16 protein-coding genes are annotated in these 15,949 nt (G+C 66.1%); 9 read left to right on the top strand and 7 right to left on the bottom strand.

Features of this window, described 5'->3' with window-relative positions; genetic code table 11:
- Nucleotides 1-69: 69 nt before the first annotated feature.
- Nucleotides 70-936, bottom strand: coding sequence for an IclR family transcriptional regulator (locus ARADN35_RS26450; RefSeq protein ID WP_010463658.1), 867 nt, complete (start codon nt 934-936; stop codon nt 70-72).
- Between the two features lie 286 nt (nt 937-1,222).
- Between ARADN35_RS26450 and ARADN35_RS0115335 the strand changes: the two genes are divergently transcribed.
- The 8 genes from ARADN35_RS0115335 (at nt 1,223) to ARADN35_RS0115300 (ending at nt 9,246) form a co-directional block, all read left to right on the top strand.
- Entirely contained in the window at nt 1,223-2,329 is a 1,107-nt protein-coding gene (locus ARADN35_RS0115335) for an ABC transporter ATP-binding protein (protein WP_010463657.1), read from the top strand.
- Nucleotides 2,326-3,198, top strand: coding sequence for an ABC transporter permease (locus ARADN35_RS0115330; RefSeq protein ID WP_010463654.1), 873 nt, complete (start codon nt 2,326-2,328; stop codon nt 3,196-3,198). Before ARADN35_RS0115335 ends, ARADN35_RS0115330 begins: the two co-directional genes overlap by 4 nt.
- Nucleotides 3,199-3,202: 4 nt before the next feature.
- Nucleotides 3,203-3,997, top strand: a complete 795-nt coding sequence (locus tag ARADN35_RS0115325; protein ID WP_010463652.1) for an ABC transporter permease — start codon at nt 3,203-3,205, stop codon at nt 3,995-3,997.
- A gap of 15 nt (nt 3,998-4,012) precedes the next feature.
- Nucleotides 4,013-4,309 (top strand): (2Fe-2S)-binding protein, encoded by a 297-nt coding sequence (locus ARADN35_RS0115320; protein ID WP_100199499.1) that lies wholly within the window; start codon nt 4,013-4,015, stop codon nt 4,307-4,309.
- On the top strand, nt 4,306-5,718 hold the full coding sequence (locus tag ARADN35_RS0115315) for an NAD(P)/FAD-dependent oxidoreductase (protein ID WP_010463648.1): 1,413 nt from the start codon (nt 4,306-4,308) through the stop codon (nt 5,716-5,718). Before ARADN35_RS0115320 ends, ARADN35_RS0115315 begins: the two co-directional genes overlap by 4 nt.
- The gene (locus ARADN35_RS0115310) at nt 5,715-6,875 is read left to right on the top strand and encodes an NAD(P)/FAD-dependent oxidoreductase (RefSeq protein WP_010463646.1); all 1,161 of its coding nucleotides are present in this window, start codon (nt 5,715-5,717) and stop codon (nt 6,873-6,875) included. The genes ARADN35_RS0115315 and ARADN35_RS0115310 overlap by 4 nt, the downstream gene beginning before the upstream one ends.
- Before the next feature lie 62 nt (nt 6,876-6,937).
- Nucleotides 6,938-8,011, top strand: coding sequence for an ABC transporter substrate-binding protein (locus ARADN35_RS0115305; protein ID WP_010463644.1), 1,074 nt, complete (start codon nt 6,938-6,940; stop codon nt 8,009-8,011).
- A 185-nt stretch (nt 8,012-8,196) separates the two neighbouring features.
- Complete coding sequence (locus ARADN35_RS0115300; protein WP_010463642.1) at nt 8,197-9,246, top strand: c-type cytochrome; 1,050 nt, start codon at nt 8,197-8,199, stop codon at nt 9,244-9,246.
- An 882-nt stretch (nt 9,247-10,128) separates the two neighbouring features.
- Here the strand turns inward: ARADN35_RS0115300 and ARADN35_RS26445 are convergent.
- From ARADN35_RS26445 to ARADN35_RS0115275, 5 genes are all read right to left on the bottom strand, one after another.
- Nucleotides 10,129-10,806, bottom strand: a complete 678-nt coding sequence (locus ARADN35_RS26445; RefSeq protein WP_010463640.1) for a cupredoxin domain-containing protein — start codon at nt 10,804-10,806, stop codon at nt 10,129-10,131.
- 73 nt (nt 10,807-10,879) lie between these two features.
- Nucleotides 10,880-11,347: a group I truncated hemoglobin gene (locus tag ARADN35_RS0115290; protein WP_010463638.1), complete on the bottom strand. Its 468-nt coding sequence runs from the start codon at nt 11,345-11,347 to the stop codon at nt 10,880-10,882.
- A 34-nt stretch (nt 11,348-11,381) separates the two neighbouring features.
- Nucleotides 11,382-12,314: a DUF3034 family protein gene (locus tag ARADN35_RS0115285; protein WP_010463637.1), complete on the bottom strand. Its 933-nt coding sequence runs from the start codon at nt 12,312-12,314 to the stop codon at nt 11,382-11,384.
- A 206-nt stretch (nt 12,315-12,520) separates the two neighbouring features.
- Nucleotides 12,521-13,312 (bottom strand): anti-sigma factor, encoded by a 792-nt coding sequence (locus ARADN35_RS0115280; RefSeq protein WP_010463634.1) that lies wholly within the window; start codon nt 13,310-13,312, stop codon nt 12,521-12,523.
- Between the two features lie 16 nt (nt 13,313-13,328).
- The gene (locus ARADN35_RS0115275; protein WP_010463632.1) at nt 13,329-13,904 is read right to left on the bottom strand and encodes an RNA polymerase sigma factor; all 576 of its coding nucleotides are present in this window, start codon (nt 13,902-13,904) and stop codon (nt 13,329-13,331) included.
- 272 nt (nt 13,905-14,176) lie between these two features.
- Here ARADN35_RS0115275 and ARADN35_RS0115270 point away from each other — a divergent pair, with 272 nt between their 5' ends.
- Nucleotides 14,177-14,584 (top strand): c-type cytochrome, encoded by a 408-nt coding sequence (locus ARADN35_RS0115270; RefSeq protein ID WP_010463630.1) that lies wholly within the window; start codon nt 14,177-14,179, stop codon nt 14,582-14,584.
- A 4-nt stretch (nt 14,585-14,588) separates the two neighbouring features.
- Here ARADN35_RS0115270 and ARADN35_RS0115265 read toward each other — a convergent pair whose 3' ends face one another.
- Nucleotides 14,589-15,755, bottom strand: coding sequence for an alpha-hydroxy acid oxidase (locus ARADN35_RS0115265; protein WP_010463628.1), 1,167 nt, complete (start codon nt 15,753-15,755; stop codon nt 14,589-14,591).
- Nucleotides 15,756-15,949 lie beyond the last annotated feature (194 nt).

Here is a 15,949-nt window from a genome sequence, read left to right as displayed (position 1 = left end):
AATAACTTTTTTGAACTGTTTGTGAGATCGGCGATTGACTCAAAACAGCGTCCCTGGAGCCGCTTCCCATCAATCCCTTTGCGTGGAGGTTGCCATTCCAACAGGGTTGATCTGCCGTTCGCCACTCCCGCCTGACAGACTTTGCGCCGGTCTTCTCAATGTCGCATCAAACGGATTGATCTTCGGCCCAATCGCCGCGGCCTCACGCTTGAGCAGTTCCACCACCGTGGGCATGCGGTCGGCGCTCAATCGGTCCGCAATCGTGCCCACACTCAGCGCGGCCACGGCGCGGCCTTCGCGGTCGCAGATGGGCACAGCCACACCGGCCATGCCTTCGAGCAAGCCGGTGTTGCGGCCCGCGTAGCCCAGCTGGCGCACACGCTCGATTTCGGTGCGCAAGTAGACCTCGTCAAACACGCCGTACTCGCGCACGCGCGAGAGGTTGAAGCGGATGACCTCTTCGCGCTCGGCCTCGGGCAAGAAGGCCAGGATGGCCAGCGCACCCTGCCCCACGCCCAGGGCCACGCGGCCGCCGATGTCCCCGGTGAACGAGCGGATGGGGAACGGGCCTTCGCTTCGGTCCAGGCACACAGCGTCGAACCCGCTGCGCACCAATAGAAAGATGCTGTCGCCCAGGCTGGCGCACAGGCGCAGCAGCACGGGGCGGCACAGGCTGCGCAAATCACCGGGGTTGCCTGCTTTGGCGGCCAGGGCGAAGAAGTCCATGCTCAGGCGGTAGAGCTTGCTGCGCTCGTCCTGCTCGACCATGCCCTCTGCCACCAGCGATTGCAGCAAACGGTGCGTGGTGCCCTGCGTGAGGCCCACTGCACGCGCCAATTGGGTGACTCGCCCGCCCTCGGCCTGCACGGCCGACAGGGCCCGGATGACGGCAAACACCCGGGGTACGCCGCCGGTGGCGGTTGATGCGGCTTCCATACATCGCTCCTGTGGAATTTTGTGTTCAAACCGAAGGCATGATATTTCATTGAATGGAATAAATTCAAGAAAAATTCTGTTTAATGGAATACCCGAAGCGTTCTGGTTTGTTTATTGCAATAGATTCAATCGAATCGAGCGGTTGTTTCAAACTTTGCGAGGCGATTGCACCACCCCGGTGCAAACACTCAAAAGCCCCGCAGCCCATCCATGCAACTCCACAAGCAGGTGGCACGCACAGGCTCCAGCCAACCCGCGCAGTGCCACCCCCGGAAAGGCTTTCGCCATGTCGTTTCTCAAGCTCACGGATGTGACCAAGTTCTATGGCAGCACCTGCGCGGTGCAGGCCATGAACCTCACGGTGCAAAAGGGTGAATTTGTGTCGCTGCTGGGGCCTTCGGGCTGCGGCAAGACGACCACGCTGCAGATGGTGGCGGGGTTTGAGGCGGTGACCAGCGGGCGCATTGAGCTCGATGGCAAGGACATCACGCAAGCCAAGGCCAACACGCGCGGGCTGGGCATCGTGTTCCAAAGCTATGCGCTGTTCCCGCACATGACGGTGGCGGCCAATGTGAGCTTTGGGCTGGAGATGCGCAAGGTGCCCAAGGCTGAGCGCGCCGAGCGCGTGGCCCAGGCACTGGCGCTGGTGCACCTGGAGGCGCACGCCACGCGCTACCCGCGTGAGTTGTCGGGCGGGCAGCGCCAGCGCGTGGCACTGGCGCGCGCGCTGGTGATCGAGCCGCCCGTGCTGCTGCTGGACGAGCCCCTGTCCAACCTCGACGCCAAGCTGCGCGAAGAAATGCAGTTTGAGCTCCGGCAGATCCAGCGCAAGGTGGGCACGACCACCATCATGGTCACGCACGACCAGAGCGAGGCCATGTCCATCAGCGACCGTGTGGTGGTGATGGAGGCCGGCCGCGCCACGCAGATCGACCACCCGCACCGCGTGTACGAATATCCGCGCACCCGCTTTATCTCCACCTTTGTGGGCAAGGCCAACCTGCTGCCAGGCAAGGTAACGCATGCCAATGGCACCCACACGCAGGTGGCCGTGGGCGGGCTGACGGTGGAAATCAACGGCGCCCGCTACCGCCCCGGAGCGGCCGTGCTGCTGAGCGTTCGGCCTGAAAAGGTGCAACTGGTGCCCGCCGTGCAGGGCCGGCTCGATGGCGAAGTGTGCGAGCGCTTCTTTCTGGGCAGCCAGTGGCTCTACCGCATCGGCACGCCCGTGGGCGACCTGATGGTGCTGACCCCCAACGACGGCCGCCCCGACCTGGCCGAGGGCGAGCGCACGGGCGTGGACTGGCCCGACCACTGCATGCGCCTGCTGCCCGCCGATGAGACCGCCCTGGCCGAGCCGGAGGCCAAAGAAATCGCCGAGGTGGCGCCATGAACCTGGCCACCACCTTGCTGCACAAAAAGGCCGCACCCTGGTGGCTGTCAGGCCCGGCGCTGCTGCTGTTCACGGTGCTGCTGCTGGTGCCGCTGGCGCTCACGGCGGTGTTGTCGTTCAACGCGTTTGACCCGGCCACGGGGGTGAAGGCGGGTGAGTTCACGCTGGAGCATTACGCCCATGTGTTCACCGATTCGTACTACCACACGATCTTCTGGCGCACGTTCTGGATTGCCGGGCTGGTCACGCTGATCTGCGTGGCGATTGGTGCGCCCGAAGCCTACATCCTGAGCCGCATGGGCAACCCGTGGCGCTCCATCTTGCTGCTGGTGGTGCTGGCGCCACTGCTGGTGTCGGTGGTGGTGCGGGCCTTTGGCTGGAGCATGCTGCTGGGCCCCGAGGGGCTGGTGAACGGCGCACTGCAATGGCTTGGCATTGGCCCCGTGAAGATGCTCTACACCGAGATTGCCGTGGTGATTGCGCTGGTGCATGTGATGCTGCCCTTCATGGTGATCCCCGTGTGGACATCGCTGCAGAAGCTGGACCCGGGTGTGGAGAACGCCGCCCTGTCGCTGCAGGCCACGCCGTTCACCACGTTGCGGCGCATTGTGTTGCCGCAGGTGCTGCCAGGCATTTTGTCGGGCAGTTTGATCGTGTTTGGCCTGGCCGCCAGCTCGTTTGCCATCCCCGGCCTGCTGGGCGGGCGGCGGCTGAAGATGGTGGCCACGGTGGTGTACGACGAGTACCTGCACGAGCTGAACTGGCCGCTGGGCGCTGCCATTGCGCTGACGCTGCTGGTGGCCAACCTGGTGGTGATGCTGAGCTACAACCGACTGGTTGAAGGCCGCTACAAGAAAGCGTTGGGCTGAAGCGATGCAGAAGAACGGCCCTCTCGCCCTCGCGTTCAACGCGCTGGTCATCACCTTCATGCTCGCCCCCTTGCTGGTGGTGTGCATCGTGGCGTTCACGCCGCACAACACGCTGACGCTGCCCACCACCGAGTTCTCGCTGCGCTGGTTCAAGGCGGTGTTCGAGCATTCGGACTTTGTGCAGTCGTTTTGGAACAGCCTGTGGCTGGCGCTGGCATCGGCCACGCTGGCCACGGTGCTGGCCGTGCCTGCGGGCATTGCCATCACGCGCTATGAGTTTGCGGGGCGCGGCTTTCTCAACGGTCTGTTTCTGTCGCCGCTGATCATTCCGCATCTGGTGCTGGGCGTCGCCCTGCTGCGCCTGTTTGCGCTGCTGGGTGGCACGGGCAGCTTTGGCTGGCTGGTGTTTGCGCATGCGCTCATCGTCACGCCCTACACGCTGCGGCTGGTGGTGGCGGCGCTGGTGGGGTTTGACCGCAGTGCCGAGCACGCCGCCCTGTCGCTGGGCGCGAGCCAGGCCACGGTGTTCACGCGCATCACGCTGCCGATGATTTTGCCGGGCGTGACGGGCGGCTGGATGCTGGCCTTCATCAACAGCTTTGACGAAGTGACCATGTCGATCTTTGTCACCTCGCCCAGCACGGTGACGCTGCCGGTGCGCATGTACATGTACGCCACCGAGTCGATTGACCCGCTGATGGCGGCGGTGTCGGCCTTGATGGTGGCCCTGACAGCCTGCGCGATGGTGTTGCTGGACCGGGTGTACGGACTGGACCGCGTGCTCGTGGGACGTAAATAAATGGGCACGACTTTCATGACCGTGAAACCAGCCCTGCTCCACCGCGTGGCCGAAAAAGATCGGGCCTCCGTACCCTTCATGCTCGACGGCGAACCTGCCACCGCGCTCGAAGGCGACACGGTGTTGACCGCCATCCTCACCCACCGCGCCCAGTTGCGCCGCAACGAGTTCAGCCACGAGCCGCGTGCTGGGTTTTGCCTGATGGGCGCATGCCAGGACTGCTGGGTGCTGACTGCGAGCGGTGAGCGGCTGCGGTCTTGCGCCACCTTTGTGAAAGCAGGCATGCAGCTGACCACCGGGGAGCCCGCATGACCGCTCCCACCTTGCAACCGGTGATCGTCGGCGCAGGCCCGGCAGGCATTCGCGCCGCGCAAACCCTGGTCGCACACGGTGCGCGGCCCGTGCTGATTGACGAGGCCGCGCGCGGCGGCGGGCAAATCTACCGCCGCCCGCCCGCGCACTTTGCCCGCAGCCCACAAACGCTGTACGGCACCGAGGCCAAGCGCGCCACGGCATTGCACAACACGCTGGATGGTCTGGACGCCCACATCGACTACCAACCCAACAGCCTGGTGTGGAATGCCCAGGGTGGCTTGCTCGATGTGCTGCACGGCCCCACACAGACCACGCGCACGGTGCCCTACGGCCAGCTCATCGTGGCCAGCGGCGCCACCGACCGGGTGCTGCCCCTACCGGGCTGGACACTGCCCGGCGTGTACACGCTGGGCGGCGCCCAGGTGGCGCTGAAGTTTCAGGGCTGCACCATTGGGCGCAACGTGGTGCTGATGGGCACCGGGCCGCTGCTGTACCTGGTGGCGTACCAATATGCCAAGGCAGGCACGAAGGTGGCCGCGGTGCTGGACACGGCCCGCTTTGCCGACCAGTTGGCCGCCCTGCCCGGCATGCTGACGCAGCCCACCGTGCTGGCCAAGGGCCTGTACTACGTGGGGTGGCTGCGCGCGCAGGGCGTGCCGGTGCACACCGGTGTGCGGCCCGTGCGCGTGCAAGGCGACACACGGGTGAACGCCGTGGTGTGGAGCGACGGGAACACCGAGCACACCATCCCCTGCGACGCCGTGGGCTTTGGCTACGCACTGCGGTCCGAGACCCAACTGGCCGACCTGCTGGGTTGCCGCTTTGCCTGGGCGCCGATGCACCGCGCCCACCTGCCCGAGCGCGACAGCGCGGGCCGCACCAGCGTGGCGGGTGTGTACCTGGCGGGCGATGGCGCGGGCATCCTGGGCGCCGATGCAGCCGAATGGGCGGGCGAGCGCGCCGCGCTGGCACTGCTGGCCGACCACGGCGTGAAGGTAGATGCCGCACGTGCCGCAGAACTAGAGCGCAAGTTGACGAACCTGATGCCTTTCAGACAAGGACTGGAACGCGCCTTCCCCTTCCCCACCGACTGGGCGGCCCACGCGCCCGATGCGCTGGTGGTGTGCCGCTGCGAAAACATCACGGCGGGCGAGCTGCGCGCCTGCGCCCGCAACACCGGGGCCGACGAAATGAACCGCCTCAAGGCCCTGACCCGCGTGGGCATGGGCCGCTGCCAGGGCCGCATGTGTGGCGTGGCTGCGGCTGAAATCCTGGCCCAGGCCACCAGCAAACCGGTAGAGCTAGTGGGGCGCCTGCGTGGACAAGCGCCCATCAAGCCGATTCCGATCCATCTGCAAGCACATGCCGCTGAACCGCACCACACCCCGGCGGAGGCCGCCGCATGACCACCGCCACCCGAACGATTGACACCGATGTCGCCATTGTGGGCGGCGGCATTGTGGGCGCGTCGGCCGCACTGGCGCTGCGCCGCAAGGGCGTCAGCGTGGTGCTGCTGGAGCGCGACCTGTGCGGCTCACGCTCCAGCGGCGTGAACTACGGCGGCGTGCGCCGCCAGGGCCGCCCGGTGAGCCAGTTGCCACTGGCGCAGCGTGCCCACCAGGTGTGGGCCGACCTGCCTGCGCTGATTGGCACCGACGGCGAATACCAGCGCAGCGGGCACTTCAAGATCGGCCGCAGCGAGGCGGACATGGCCTCGCTCGAACACTACGCCGCGCTGAGCCGCGATTTTGACCTGGGTATCCAACTGATCTCGGGCGCCACGCTGCGCGAGCGCTGCCCCTGGCTGGGCGGGCGCGCGGTGGGTGGATCGCTGTGCCCCGATGACGGGCAGGCCAACCCGCGCCTGGTGTCGCCCGCCTTTGCGCTGGCCGCACGGCGCGCGGGCGCGCAGATTCTGGAACGTACACCCATGACGGCGGTGGAGCACGACGGACACCAGTTCACCGTGCGCTCGGGCAACGCAGTAGCGGTGCGTGCACCAGTGCTCATCAACTGCGCAGGCGCCTGGGCGGGTGCCTTGGCTGCGCAGTTTGGCGAGGCAGTGCCCCTGCAGTCCGGCCACCCCGCCATGGCGGTGACGGAGCCACTGCCGTTCTTCATGCATTGGAGCCTGGGCGTGGAAGGCGGCGGCATCTACTGCCGCCAGGTCGCACGCGGCAACCTGGTGCTGGGCGGTGGCGCCGGTGTGGCGCTGGATGCCGACCGCGCCCGCTCGGAGCGCAGTGCCATTGCGGCCCTGGCCGTGCAGGCGGTGGAGCTGTTGCCCGCGCTCAAAAACGCACACTTCATCCGCACCTGGAGCGGCACCGAGGGTTATCTGCCCGACCGCCAGCCGGTGCTGGGCCAGAGCCGCACCACGCCAGGTTTGATCCACGGCTTTGGTTTTGCAGGCGCAGGTTTCCAGATTGGTCCCGCCGTCGGAGAGGTGCTGGCCGAGCTGGCACGCGACGGCCGCAGCACCACGCCGATCGAGGCCTTTTCGATCGAGCGATTTCTCTCCACCACAGCGGCGCAAGTGGCCACTGCTGCGGCCGCCCACTGACCAGACACGCCACCGAACAAGCCCTGAAAGCCCCCTTCCCTCCCCCACTGAAAGGAATCACCATGACCACCTTCACCCATCGCCACGCAGGCTCCGCGCGCCGCAAAATCCTGGCCGCTGCTGCGCTGGCCGCTGTCACCACGGCCGGTATCGCCACCGCGCAGACGAAAACGATCTACATCGGCATGAACGGCGGCACCATGGAGAAGGCCTACACGCAATACGTGTTCCCGGCGTTCGAGAAGCTGCACGGTGCGAAGGTGGTGGTCGTGCCCGGCACTTCTTCGGACATCCTGGCCAAAGCCCAGGCCAACAAGGACAAGCCGCAGATGCACGTGATGTTTCTGGACGATGGCGTGATGGTGCGCGCCATGGGCATGGGCCTGTGCGAGAAGCAGCGCCCCAACCCACACCTGAACGACATCTACCCCGCAGCCCGCTTCAAGGACGACCTGGCCAGCGGCGTGAGCCTGGGCATGACGGGCATCGCCTACAACACCAAGATGTTCACCGAAAAGGGCTGGGCCGCGCCCACCTCATGGATGGACTTTGCGGACCCCAAGTACAAGGGCAAGGTGGTGTTCCAGTCCATGCCCTCCTCATCGTTCGGCCTGCACGGCTTCCTGATGTTCAACCGCATCCAGGGCGGCAACGACAAGAATGTGGAGCCGGGCTTCAACAACTGGGCCAAGACCATTGGCCCCAACGTGCTGGAGTACATCCCCAGCTCGGCCAAGATTTCCGAGATGGTGCAGACGGGTGAGGCCGCGCTGTTCCCGCTCACGCCCACGGCCGTGGCCGCGCTCAAATCCAAGGGCATTCCGGTGGAATACGCACAGCCCAAGGAAGGCTCGGTGGTGCTGATGACCGGCCAGTGCGTGATCGCCAAGAACAGTGAGCCCGAGCTGGCGCAAAAGCTTGCTGAATTTTTGCTGAGCCCGCTGGCACAGGCCAACGTGCTGCAGTTTGGCGCGCAGATCCCCACCAACCCCAAGGCCCCCGCCGTGGGTGAAGGTGCGGCCCAGGTGGCGCAGATCAGCCAGTGGATGAAAAACGCCGTGACGCTGGACTGGGATAGCGTGAACGCCAACCGCCCGGCCTGGAACACGCGCTGGAACAAGGCCATCGAGCGCTGAGCACCGGGGCGGTTGACGCACGCCCCGCCACACCGGAGCGCCGTTTGTGACATATGTCACCGGCTGCGCCACACCCTGCGGTGGGAGGGTGTCACAAACCGCTTCTTCGAATTCAGAATCCGGCGCCTGAACACGTGAATTCGTTCGTTCAGTCAGTCATTCATTCGAAGAAGAGGGATACCACCATGAAACGCTGGATCAAATGGACCGCTGGCAGCGCGCTGCTGCTGGGCGTCATCGTTGCCGCCACGGCGGCCAGCGGCCTGTATCTGGCCGAGCAAAAGCGCAACCGCTATATCGACATCAAGCCACGCCCCGTGGCTTACACCACCGACACGCAAACCATCGAGCGTGGGCGCTATCTGTATGCATCGCGCGGCTGCACCGATTGCCACGGCGCGCAAGGCACGGGCCGCGAGTTTGTCAACGACGGCAAGGGCACGCGCATCGTGGGCCCCAACATCACCCCCGCTGGCGTGGTCGCCCGCTACCAGCCCGAGGACTGGAACAGCGTGATCCGCCACGGCGTCAAACCCAATGGCCGCCCGCTGCTGGTGATGCCCAGCGAGGACTACAACCGCTTCACCAACGACGACCTGAACGCCCTGGTGTCGTATGTGCGCCAGTTCAAGCCCCAGGAGGGCACGCAGGCGGTGGTCGATCTGCCCCGCCCCGCCTGGGTGCTGTACGGCCTGGGTGCCATCCCCGATGCGGCCGCGCGCATCGACCACCAGCTGGCCCCTTCGCGCCCCGTGCCTGCGGGCGTGACGCTGCCCAACGGCCAGTACGTGGCCAACATGTGCATCGGCTGCCATGGTGCCAACCTGGCGGGCGGCAAGATCCCCGGCGGCCCACCCGACTGGCCGGCCGCCGCCGACATCCGGCCTGGTGCCGACAGCGCCATGGCCCGCTACCCCAACGCAGCCAGTTTTGTGGCCATGCTGCGCACCGGCAAGCGGCCGGATGGCACACCGATCCAGGTGATGCCTTTTGAGTCGCTGGGGCAGTTGAGTGATGTGGATGCGCAGGCGCTGTATCTGTTTTTGACGGCACCTGGGGGGAGTGCGAATGCGGCGGGTTCCGGAGCAGGTGCCGGCCATGCACCGGCCCGTGGGGATGTGGGGCTGGGGGGTGCTGTCGATGCACATCTGGTGCGGGTGGAGCAGCCGCAGGGGCAGCAGCATCGACCGTCGAATGTGCCTTCGGTTTCTTCGGGGTTGCGGATGCCGGGGTGATGATTTTCGTCTTGGTTTTTTTTGGTGTTTTTGGCTGCTGGCGCTTATCCATAATGCGCTAGCAGCTATTGTTTTTATAGCGTCCGTGTGATCTTCGACCGTTCGGGCTTGTAGAAGCCTGGGCACGCTCGTTCGCTGAACTGTGCGGCGTGCCTGGATTGAGGGCGGAGGCCGGGATGTGCGCCCGGCGGCGCAGTAACTTTCTCTTGGGTCGCCAAGAGAAAGTCACCAAAGAGAAGGCGACCCTGCTGTCTGCGACCCCTTCGCTGCGCTACGGGGCAACCTGGGGTGCTCGGTCACGGGGTGCACCGCAGAACTCGCTGCGCGCCTTTGGCGCTCCGCTCGGACAACTGCGGTGGTTCAGTTCACGAAGCATGTGTGTCCTTCGGCACACATGCCACCCCGCGCCCTGCGCGCCCCAGGCGCATCCAGAAGGGAACCCGCAGCCGGACATCCATTCGGGCCGTCGCTGCGCTCGGCCCAAGCTACGCAGCGCGTGGCGCTTGCGCCCGCGAGATGGGCCGAGCGAAGCAATGGCCCGTGGGGCTGTTTGGATGTTCGGCTGTCCAACCCCCTGCTGGCTGCGCCTGCGGCGGGGCGGTTGCGGGGTGGCATGGGCGTCGGAGCGCCCATGCTTCGTGCTCTAGCTCGCCGTGGTTGTCCGAGCGGCGCGCGCCAGCGCAAAGCGAGTTCCACGGCGCACCCCGCAACCGCCCCGACGCAGGTTTGCCCCTTCGCACCGCGAAGGGGTCGCAGACTGGGGGTCGCCTTTCTTTTGGGTACTTTTCTTTGGCGAAGCAAAGAACAAGTACCTCGGCCGCCGGGCCGAGACCCGGCTCCCGCCCTTAGCAAAAGCCAGAAGCAACAACAGCCACCAGCCCCTCAATGCCGATGCGCAACCTGCTCTCCATGCCCAACTGGTCCCTGGCTATACCCCCCGGTCGGCCCACCCGGCGTATTGGAAGGCGCCGCTGGCGGTGCGCGCCGCACGCGCGGCACCACGCTCAGCTGCACGGTGTCCAGCACCGGCCCCGGGGCCACGTTCAACGCCTTGCGGGGCAAGTCCACCAGTTGCTCGGCATGCCAGACGCGCACCTGGGCCGCGCCGTCGGGCACGCTGGCAAAGCGGGCGATGCCGTCGGCATCGGTCTTGAGCGTCCAGGCCGAATCCGTCACAAACACATGGCCGCGCATGGAGCCGTGCAGGTGGCACGACAACAGCACCACACCGGCCGTGTCGAGCTTGACCTCGAAGGAGTTGGCCGGCTTGCCGTCGGTCTTGCCCTCCAGGCGCAGCTCGAAGCCGCTGGTGGCTGGGGCGGACGACAGGCCTGCGGCGGCGCCGCGCACATGGTGGTCCCAGCGGTCCTGGTTGGTAAACCGCACCGTGGTGCCGGGCATCACCACCGTCAGGGCGGGCACAAACCGCATGCGCTCCTGCTCGATGGTGGGGCTGGCCTGCAGCAGGCTGGGGGCCGCGCCCGGCGAAGCAGCGGGGTACACCACCACCACGGCTTCGGGCACCGGCTTGCCCTCGCGGTCCAGCACCTGGATTTGCACATTTCCGGCGCCAGCGCTTGTCAGTAAAGCGCTAGCAGCTATAAAAACCATAGTATTTTTCATATCAACAGCTTCAGCGGATGGTGATCACGTCCCGGTGCATGGGCGCCAGCAAGGCCAGCAGGCGGTTTTGCTGAGCGAACGGTATGCCCTGGGCATCCATGGCGCTTTGCAGCACCTCCACCAGGGCGTTGAAGTGGCCCTTGTTGATGTCCATGTCGGCATGGGCCGATTTCATGTCAGCGCCTTCATATTTGCAAGGGCCACCGCTCAACTGGCAGATCTGGTCGGTCAGGCTCTCTTTGAGCGCGGCGGGCTTCACGTCCTTGAAGTGGCCGCCGATGCGCGGGTCTTTCACCACGCGGTTCACAAAATCGTCCATCAGGCGGGTGATGCCGGGCTTTTCGCCCAGGGCCTGGTACAGGCCCGCCGGTGCGTGTGCAGCCGCTGGGGCTGCAGCGCCCGTTGTTTGTGCGATTGCTGGCAGGGCCAGCAGGCCGCCCAGGGCGAGTGCCCAGGCGATCAGGGTGTGGTGCTTCATGGAAATCTCCAAAGGGGGAATGCGCGCTGCCACGTCAGAAAGCAACCTGGGCCGACAGGTAGTAACCCGTCTGGCGGCGGTTGTGGGTGACACCGGGCACGATGCGGCCCAGGTCCACGTAGGCCAGCGTCAGCGACAGGTTCTTGCTGGGCGCCCAGGCAACGAAGATGTCTTTCCAGTCGTCTTCGCGCAGCGCAGCGCCCAGGCCCGCAGCGGCGCCCAGCGCCTGCAGGTTGTTGGGCTTGAAGCGAACTTCGGCACCCACCGCCAGGTTCTTGTTGATGAGGTAGGCCACGGAGAACTCGGGCTGCAGGCTGCGGCTGTTCTTGCCCGGCGCGGCAGAGCCAAAACCCAGCAGGCCGTTCTGGTTGGCGTTGGTGGAGCGCAGCGTGCCGTTGACCAGCAGGCTCTGCGCGAGCAACAGTTTGGTGGCGCTCACATACACGTCGGTGCCGCTGGTCTTGGTGCCCAAAAAGTCGAGCACCGACCCGATGGAGCCCGGGTGCACACGCTTGTGCTCCAGCCCCACGGCGATCTGTGGCATCCAGCTGTCGGCGTTCAGCACGGCGTCGCCCGCCACCTTGACCTTGACGCCCACCACATCCATCTTGATGTGCTGCCCCGGCGTCACGCCAAAGGGCGCAATGCCATTGAGCGCTATGGCGGGCGAGGCGTCAAAGTCCTGCCGCGCCAGCGACAGCTCCACCCTGTCGAACAAGCCCACGGCCACGCCGTAGCCGTTCAGGCTGTAGTCTTGGGTGGCCGCGCGGGTGGCGTAGCCGCTGAAGCCCACCTCGCCTTCGGTGGCGTTGCTGCCGATCACCGCCCAGGGGGTCAGCCCGCCACCGGCCGACCCGGCAATGGTGCTGACGCCGCCCGTGAGCAGCAGCTTGCCGGTGTCGGCCTGGGCCAGCCCGGCCGTGGTTGCCAGGGCCGCCAACAGCGCGGTTCGATGCCAGTGATTCATCGCGGTCTCCAGTGAAAAGCAGTTGTAAGAAGATGTTGCCTTCTACATACGCCCTGCGCCACGCAATGGATTCAAAAACGACAAAAATAGTTGATCGCCCCTGCGGCAGTCCGCATGTGTGCCTGCCAGCCGCTGTCCGGCCCCGCCTCGGGCCATGAATCTGTCCACGATGTCGCCAGGGGTCGCGAGGGCCCGTGAACAGGTTCTTAAAGCATTCGCTGAATCAGCTCACCCTTGAACAGTACCGGCCCCGTGGGGCCCGTGGCGCTCGGCACGCCGCCCAGCGGCTCCAGGCTGATGGCCAGCGTGGGCACCTCTTTCACGTCGCCCTCCTGGGCCACGAGCTTGAGCAGCTTGTCCTGCCCCAGCACACCGAGCGAACGCGGTCCCCCCGCAGGCGGCAGCGCCCACAGCTGCAGCGACTTGTCTGCGCCCTCCTGGAAACCGCCCACCCGCTGCAGCACGAGCTGGTTGTTCTTGGGGTCGAAGGTGACCAGCATCGAGGCATCCGCCTTGTCGTCGGCCAGCACGGCCACGTACTGGATCTGGGGTGTGGCCTGCAGCTGCTGCTGCAGTGCGGCAATCTGCGCACCGGCGGTGGTGCGCAGGCCGCCGTTTACCTGCACGCCCACCACCACGGCCGCCAGCGTGGCGATGGCACCCGCGGCTGCGGCGCCGCGCCATACCAGCAGGTTGCGCCACCAGCCGCCGTGGGCTGCGGCCGATTCGGCGGCCCGCGAAGCCCGCAGGGCCGCCGCAGACCGGTCGGCCTGCACGAGGTTGTCGATGCGTGTCCAGACGGCGGGGGCGGGGTCTACCGCAGCTTGCAGCTCGGTCAGGCCCGACCAGCGGGTCTGCCACACCAGGGCGGCGGCGCGCACGGTGGCGTGCTCGCGGGCCAGGGTTTCAAAACGGCGGCGGGCGCCGCCGCGCAGCGTGCCCAGAGCATAGCTGGCAGCCAGGCGGTCGAGCAGGTCGGGGTGTTGGGTGATGTTCATGGTGGACCTTCCGTGCTCAGGCGTACCGCGCCATGCAGGTGCGCAGTTGCTCCAGCCCCCGGCGAATCCAGGTCTTGACCGTGCCCAGCGGGAGCTTGAGCTGCTCGGCCAGCTCGCCGTGGCTTTGGTCACGCAGGTAGGCCAGGCTGACCACCTCGCGCTGTTTGTGGTCGAGCTTGCCCAGGCAATGGTGCAGCGCAAACGACTGCTCGCTGGCGTCGGCGGCGTCCATCGGGTTGGGCGAATCGCCCTCCAGCGTCTGGGCCAGCTCGTCGTCCAGCTCGTTCATGAGGTCCGCCCGGTCGCTGGTGCGCTTGCGCAGCGCATCCAGCGCACGGCTGCGCACGATGAGCCCCATCCACGCCATCGGCGGGCTGAGCGATGCGCGGTAGTTGCTGGCGCCGCGCCAGATGCTCAAAAAAGCTTCCTGCAGCACGTCCTCCGCCACATCGCGGTTGCGAACTATGCGCAGGGCCAGGCCAAAAAGCGGTGACGAGGTGCGCTCGTACAGCCTTTTGAGCGCGGAGTCATCCTGCGCAGCGATGCGGTCGAGGAGGTCCATCAGTTCACGGTCTGGTTGGGGGGTGCTCATGCGCCCATTCTCTGGGATTGGCCGGCTTTCACGGGATTGCAGGGGTTTGCTGTAGGTGAATACGCCACAGCGGGCCATCTGGATGCAGCTGCGGGCAAAAAAACGTGTTTTCCGGCACCCGCGCCCCGCCCGGGCTACCCCGGCAGCGGGGAACACGCCCCGAACGTGGAGCGCGCTTTGAATCCGGCCGGCAAGTCCGTCCGTATTGCGGGGGCTACTGCGGGCACCCCGCCACACGGCCCACCAAAACCCATCGCACGCTGAAACCATCCATGAAACACCTCGCCCCGCTGCCCTCCCTACGTCTTGCCAGTGTGGTGGCAGCCCTGCTGTCGGCCGCGCACAGTCCTGGCGCGGCCCAGTCGGTGGAGCGCGGCCGTGCCGTCTATGCAGCGCATTGCAGCAGCTGCCACAGCGTGGCCCTGCATGGCGACGGCCCCGCGCACGTGGGCGTGGTGGGCCGCCGCGCGGGGGCCTTGAAAGACTTTGACTATTCGCCCGCGCTGCGCAGCAGCAAGATCCTGTGGACGCGCGCCACGCTGAAGGCCTGGCTGACCAACCCCGAGGCATTGATCCCCGGCCAGGGCATGGACTACCAGCTGGACGACGAACGTGAGCGCGAAGACGTGGTCGCTTATCTCGCTACGCTCAAATACGCGCCGCGGGTGGGCGCGCGTTGAAGGGTCATGCCGTGGGATAGGTGCCAGGCAGCAGGATGGACTGGTCCACGGTGTTGATGTTGGTGTGGCCACAGAACGCCATGGTGATGTCCAGCTCTTTCTGGATGATCTGCAGCGCGCGCGTCACGCCCGCCTCTCCGTAGGCGCCCAGGCCATACAGAAAGCTGCGGCCGATCAGCGTGCCCTGGGCGCCCAGCGCGCGGGCCTTGAGCACGTCCTGCCCACTGCGGATGCCGCCGTCCATCCACACTTCGATGTCCTTGCCTGCCGCCGCAGCAATGCCGGGCAGCGCGGCGATGGAGGACGGCGCGCCATCGAGCTGGCGGCCACCGTGGTTGCTGACGATGAGCGCATCGGCGCCGCTGTCCACCGCCAGGCGAGCGTCTTCGGCGTCCATGATGCCCTTGAGAATCAGCTTGCCGCCCCACCGCTTCTTGATCCATTCGACATCGCCCCAGTTGAGCTGCGGGTCGAACTGCTCGGCCGTCCACGACGAGAGCGAGGACAGGTCGCCCACGCCCTTGGCATGGCCCACGATGTTGCCGAACGAGCGGCGCGGGGTGCCCAGCATGCCCAGGCACCAGCGGGGCTTGGTGGCCAGGTTGATGAGGTTGGCCAGTGTGGGCCGGGGCGGCGCGGACAGGCCGTTCTTGATGTCCTTGTGGCGCTGGCCCAGGATCTGCAGATCCAGCGTGAGCTGCAGGGCCGAGCAGTTGGCGGCCTTGGCGCGGTCGATCAGGCGATTGATGAAGTCGCGGTCGCGCATCACATACACCTGGAACCAGAACGGATGGCGGCCCGTGTGCTCGGCAATGTCCTCGATGGAGCAGATGCTCATGGTCGAGAGTGTGAAGGGGATGCCAAACGCCTTGGCGGCCTTGGCACCCAGAATTTCTCCGTCGGCATGCTGCATGCCCGTGAGGCCGGTGGGCGCGATGGCCACGGGCATGGCCACGTCCTGCCCGACCATGGTGGTGCGGGTGCTGCGGCCTTCCATGTTCACGGCCACGCGCTGGCGCAGCTTGATGCGCTGGAAGTCGCTTTCGTTGGCGCGGTAGGTGCCCTCGGTGTACGAGCCCGAATCGGCGTAGTCATAAAACATGCGCGGCACACGGCGCTGGGCGACGGCACGCAGGTCTTCGATGCAGGTGATTTTGGACAGATCGGGCACGCGGACACTCCAGAAAGGGGTTGCACAGGGGGGCAGACAGGACTGCGCCGAATGGTAGGCACTTGCCTGCGGGTGGGCCATCAAAATTATTTGCGCAGGGCTGCAACAAATTTCCAAGACGGCGCGACACCAGGATGGCGCTGCAGGCAGATTCTCAGACAAAAATGTGCCCTGGCGCTTATCAGACATGCGCA

It is taken from the genome of Acidovorax radicis N35, from assembly GCF_000204195.1.
Classification (GTDB): domain Bacteria; phylum Pseudomonadota; class Gammaproteobacteria; order Burkholderiales; family Burkholderiaceae_C; genus Acidovorax; species Acidovorax radicis.
The sequence above is the reverse complement of the archived record's forward strand: the minus strand, read 5'-3'. Positions and strand labels throughout refer to the sequence as shown.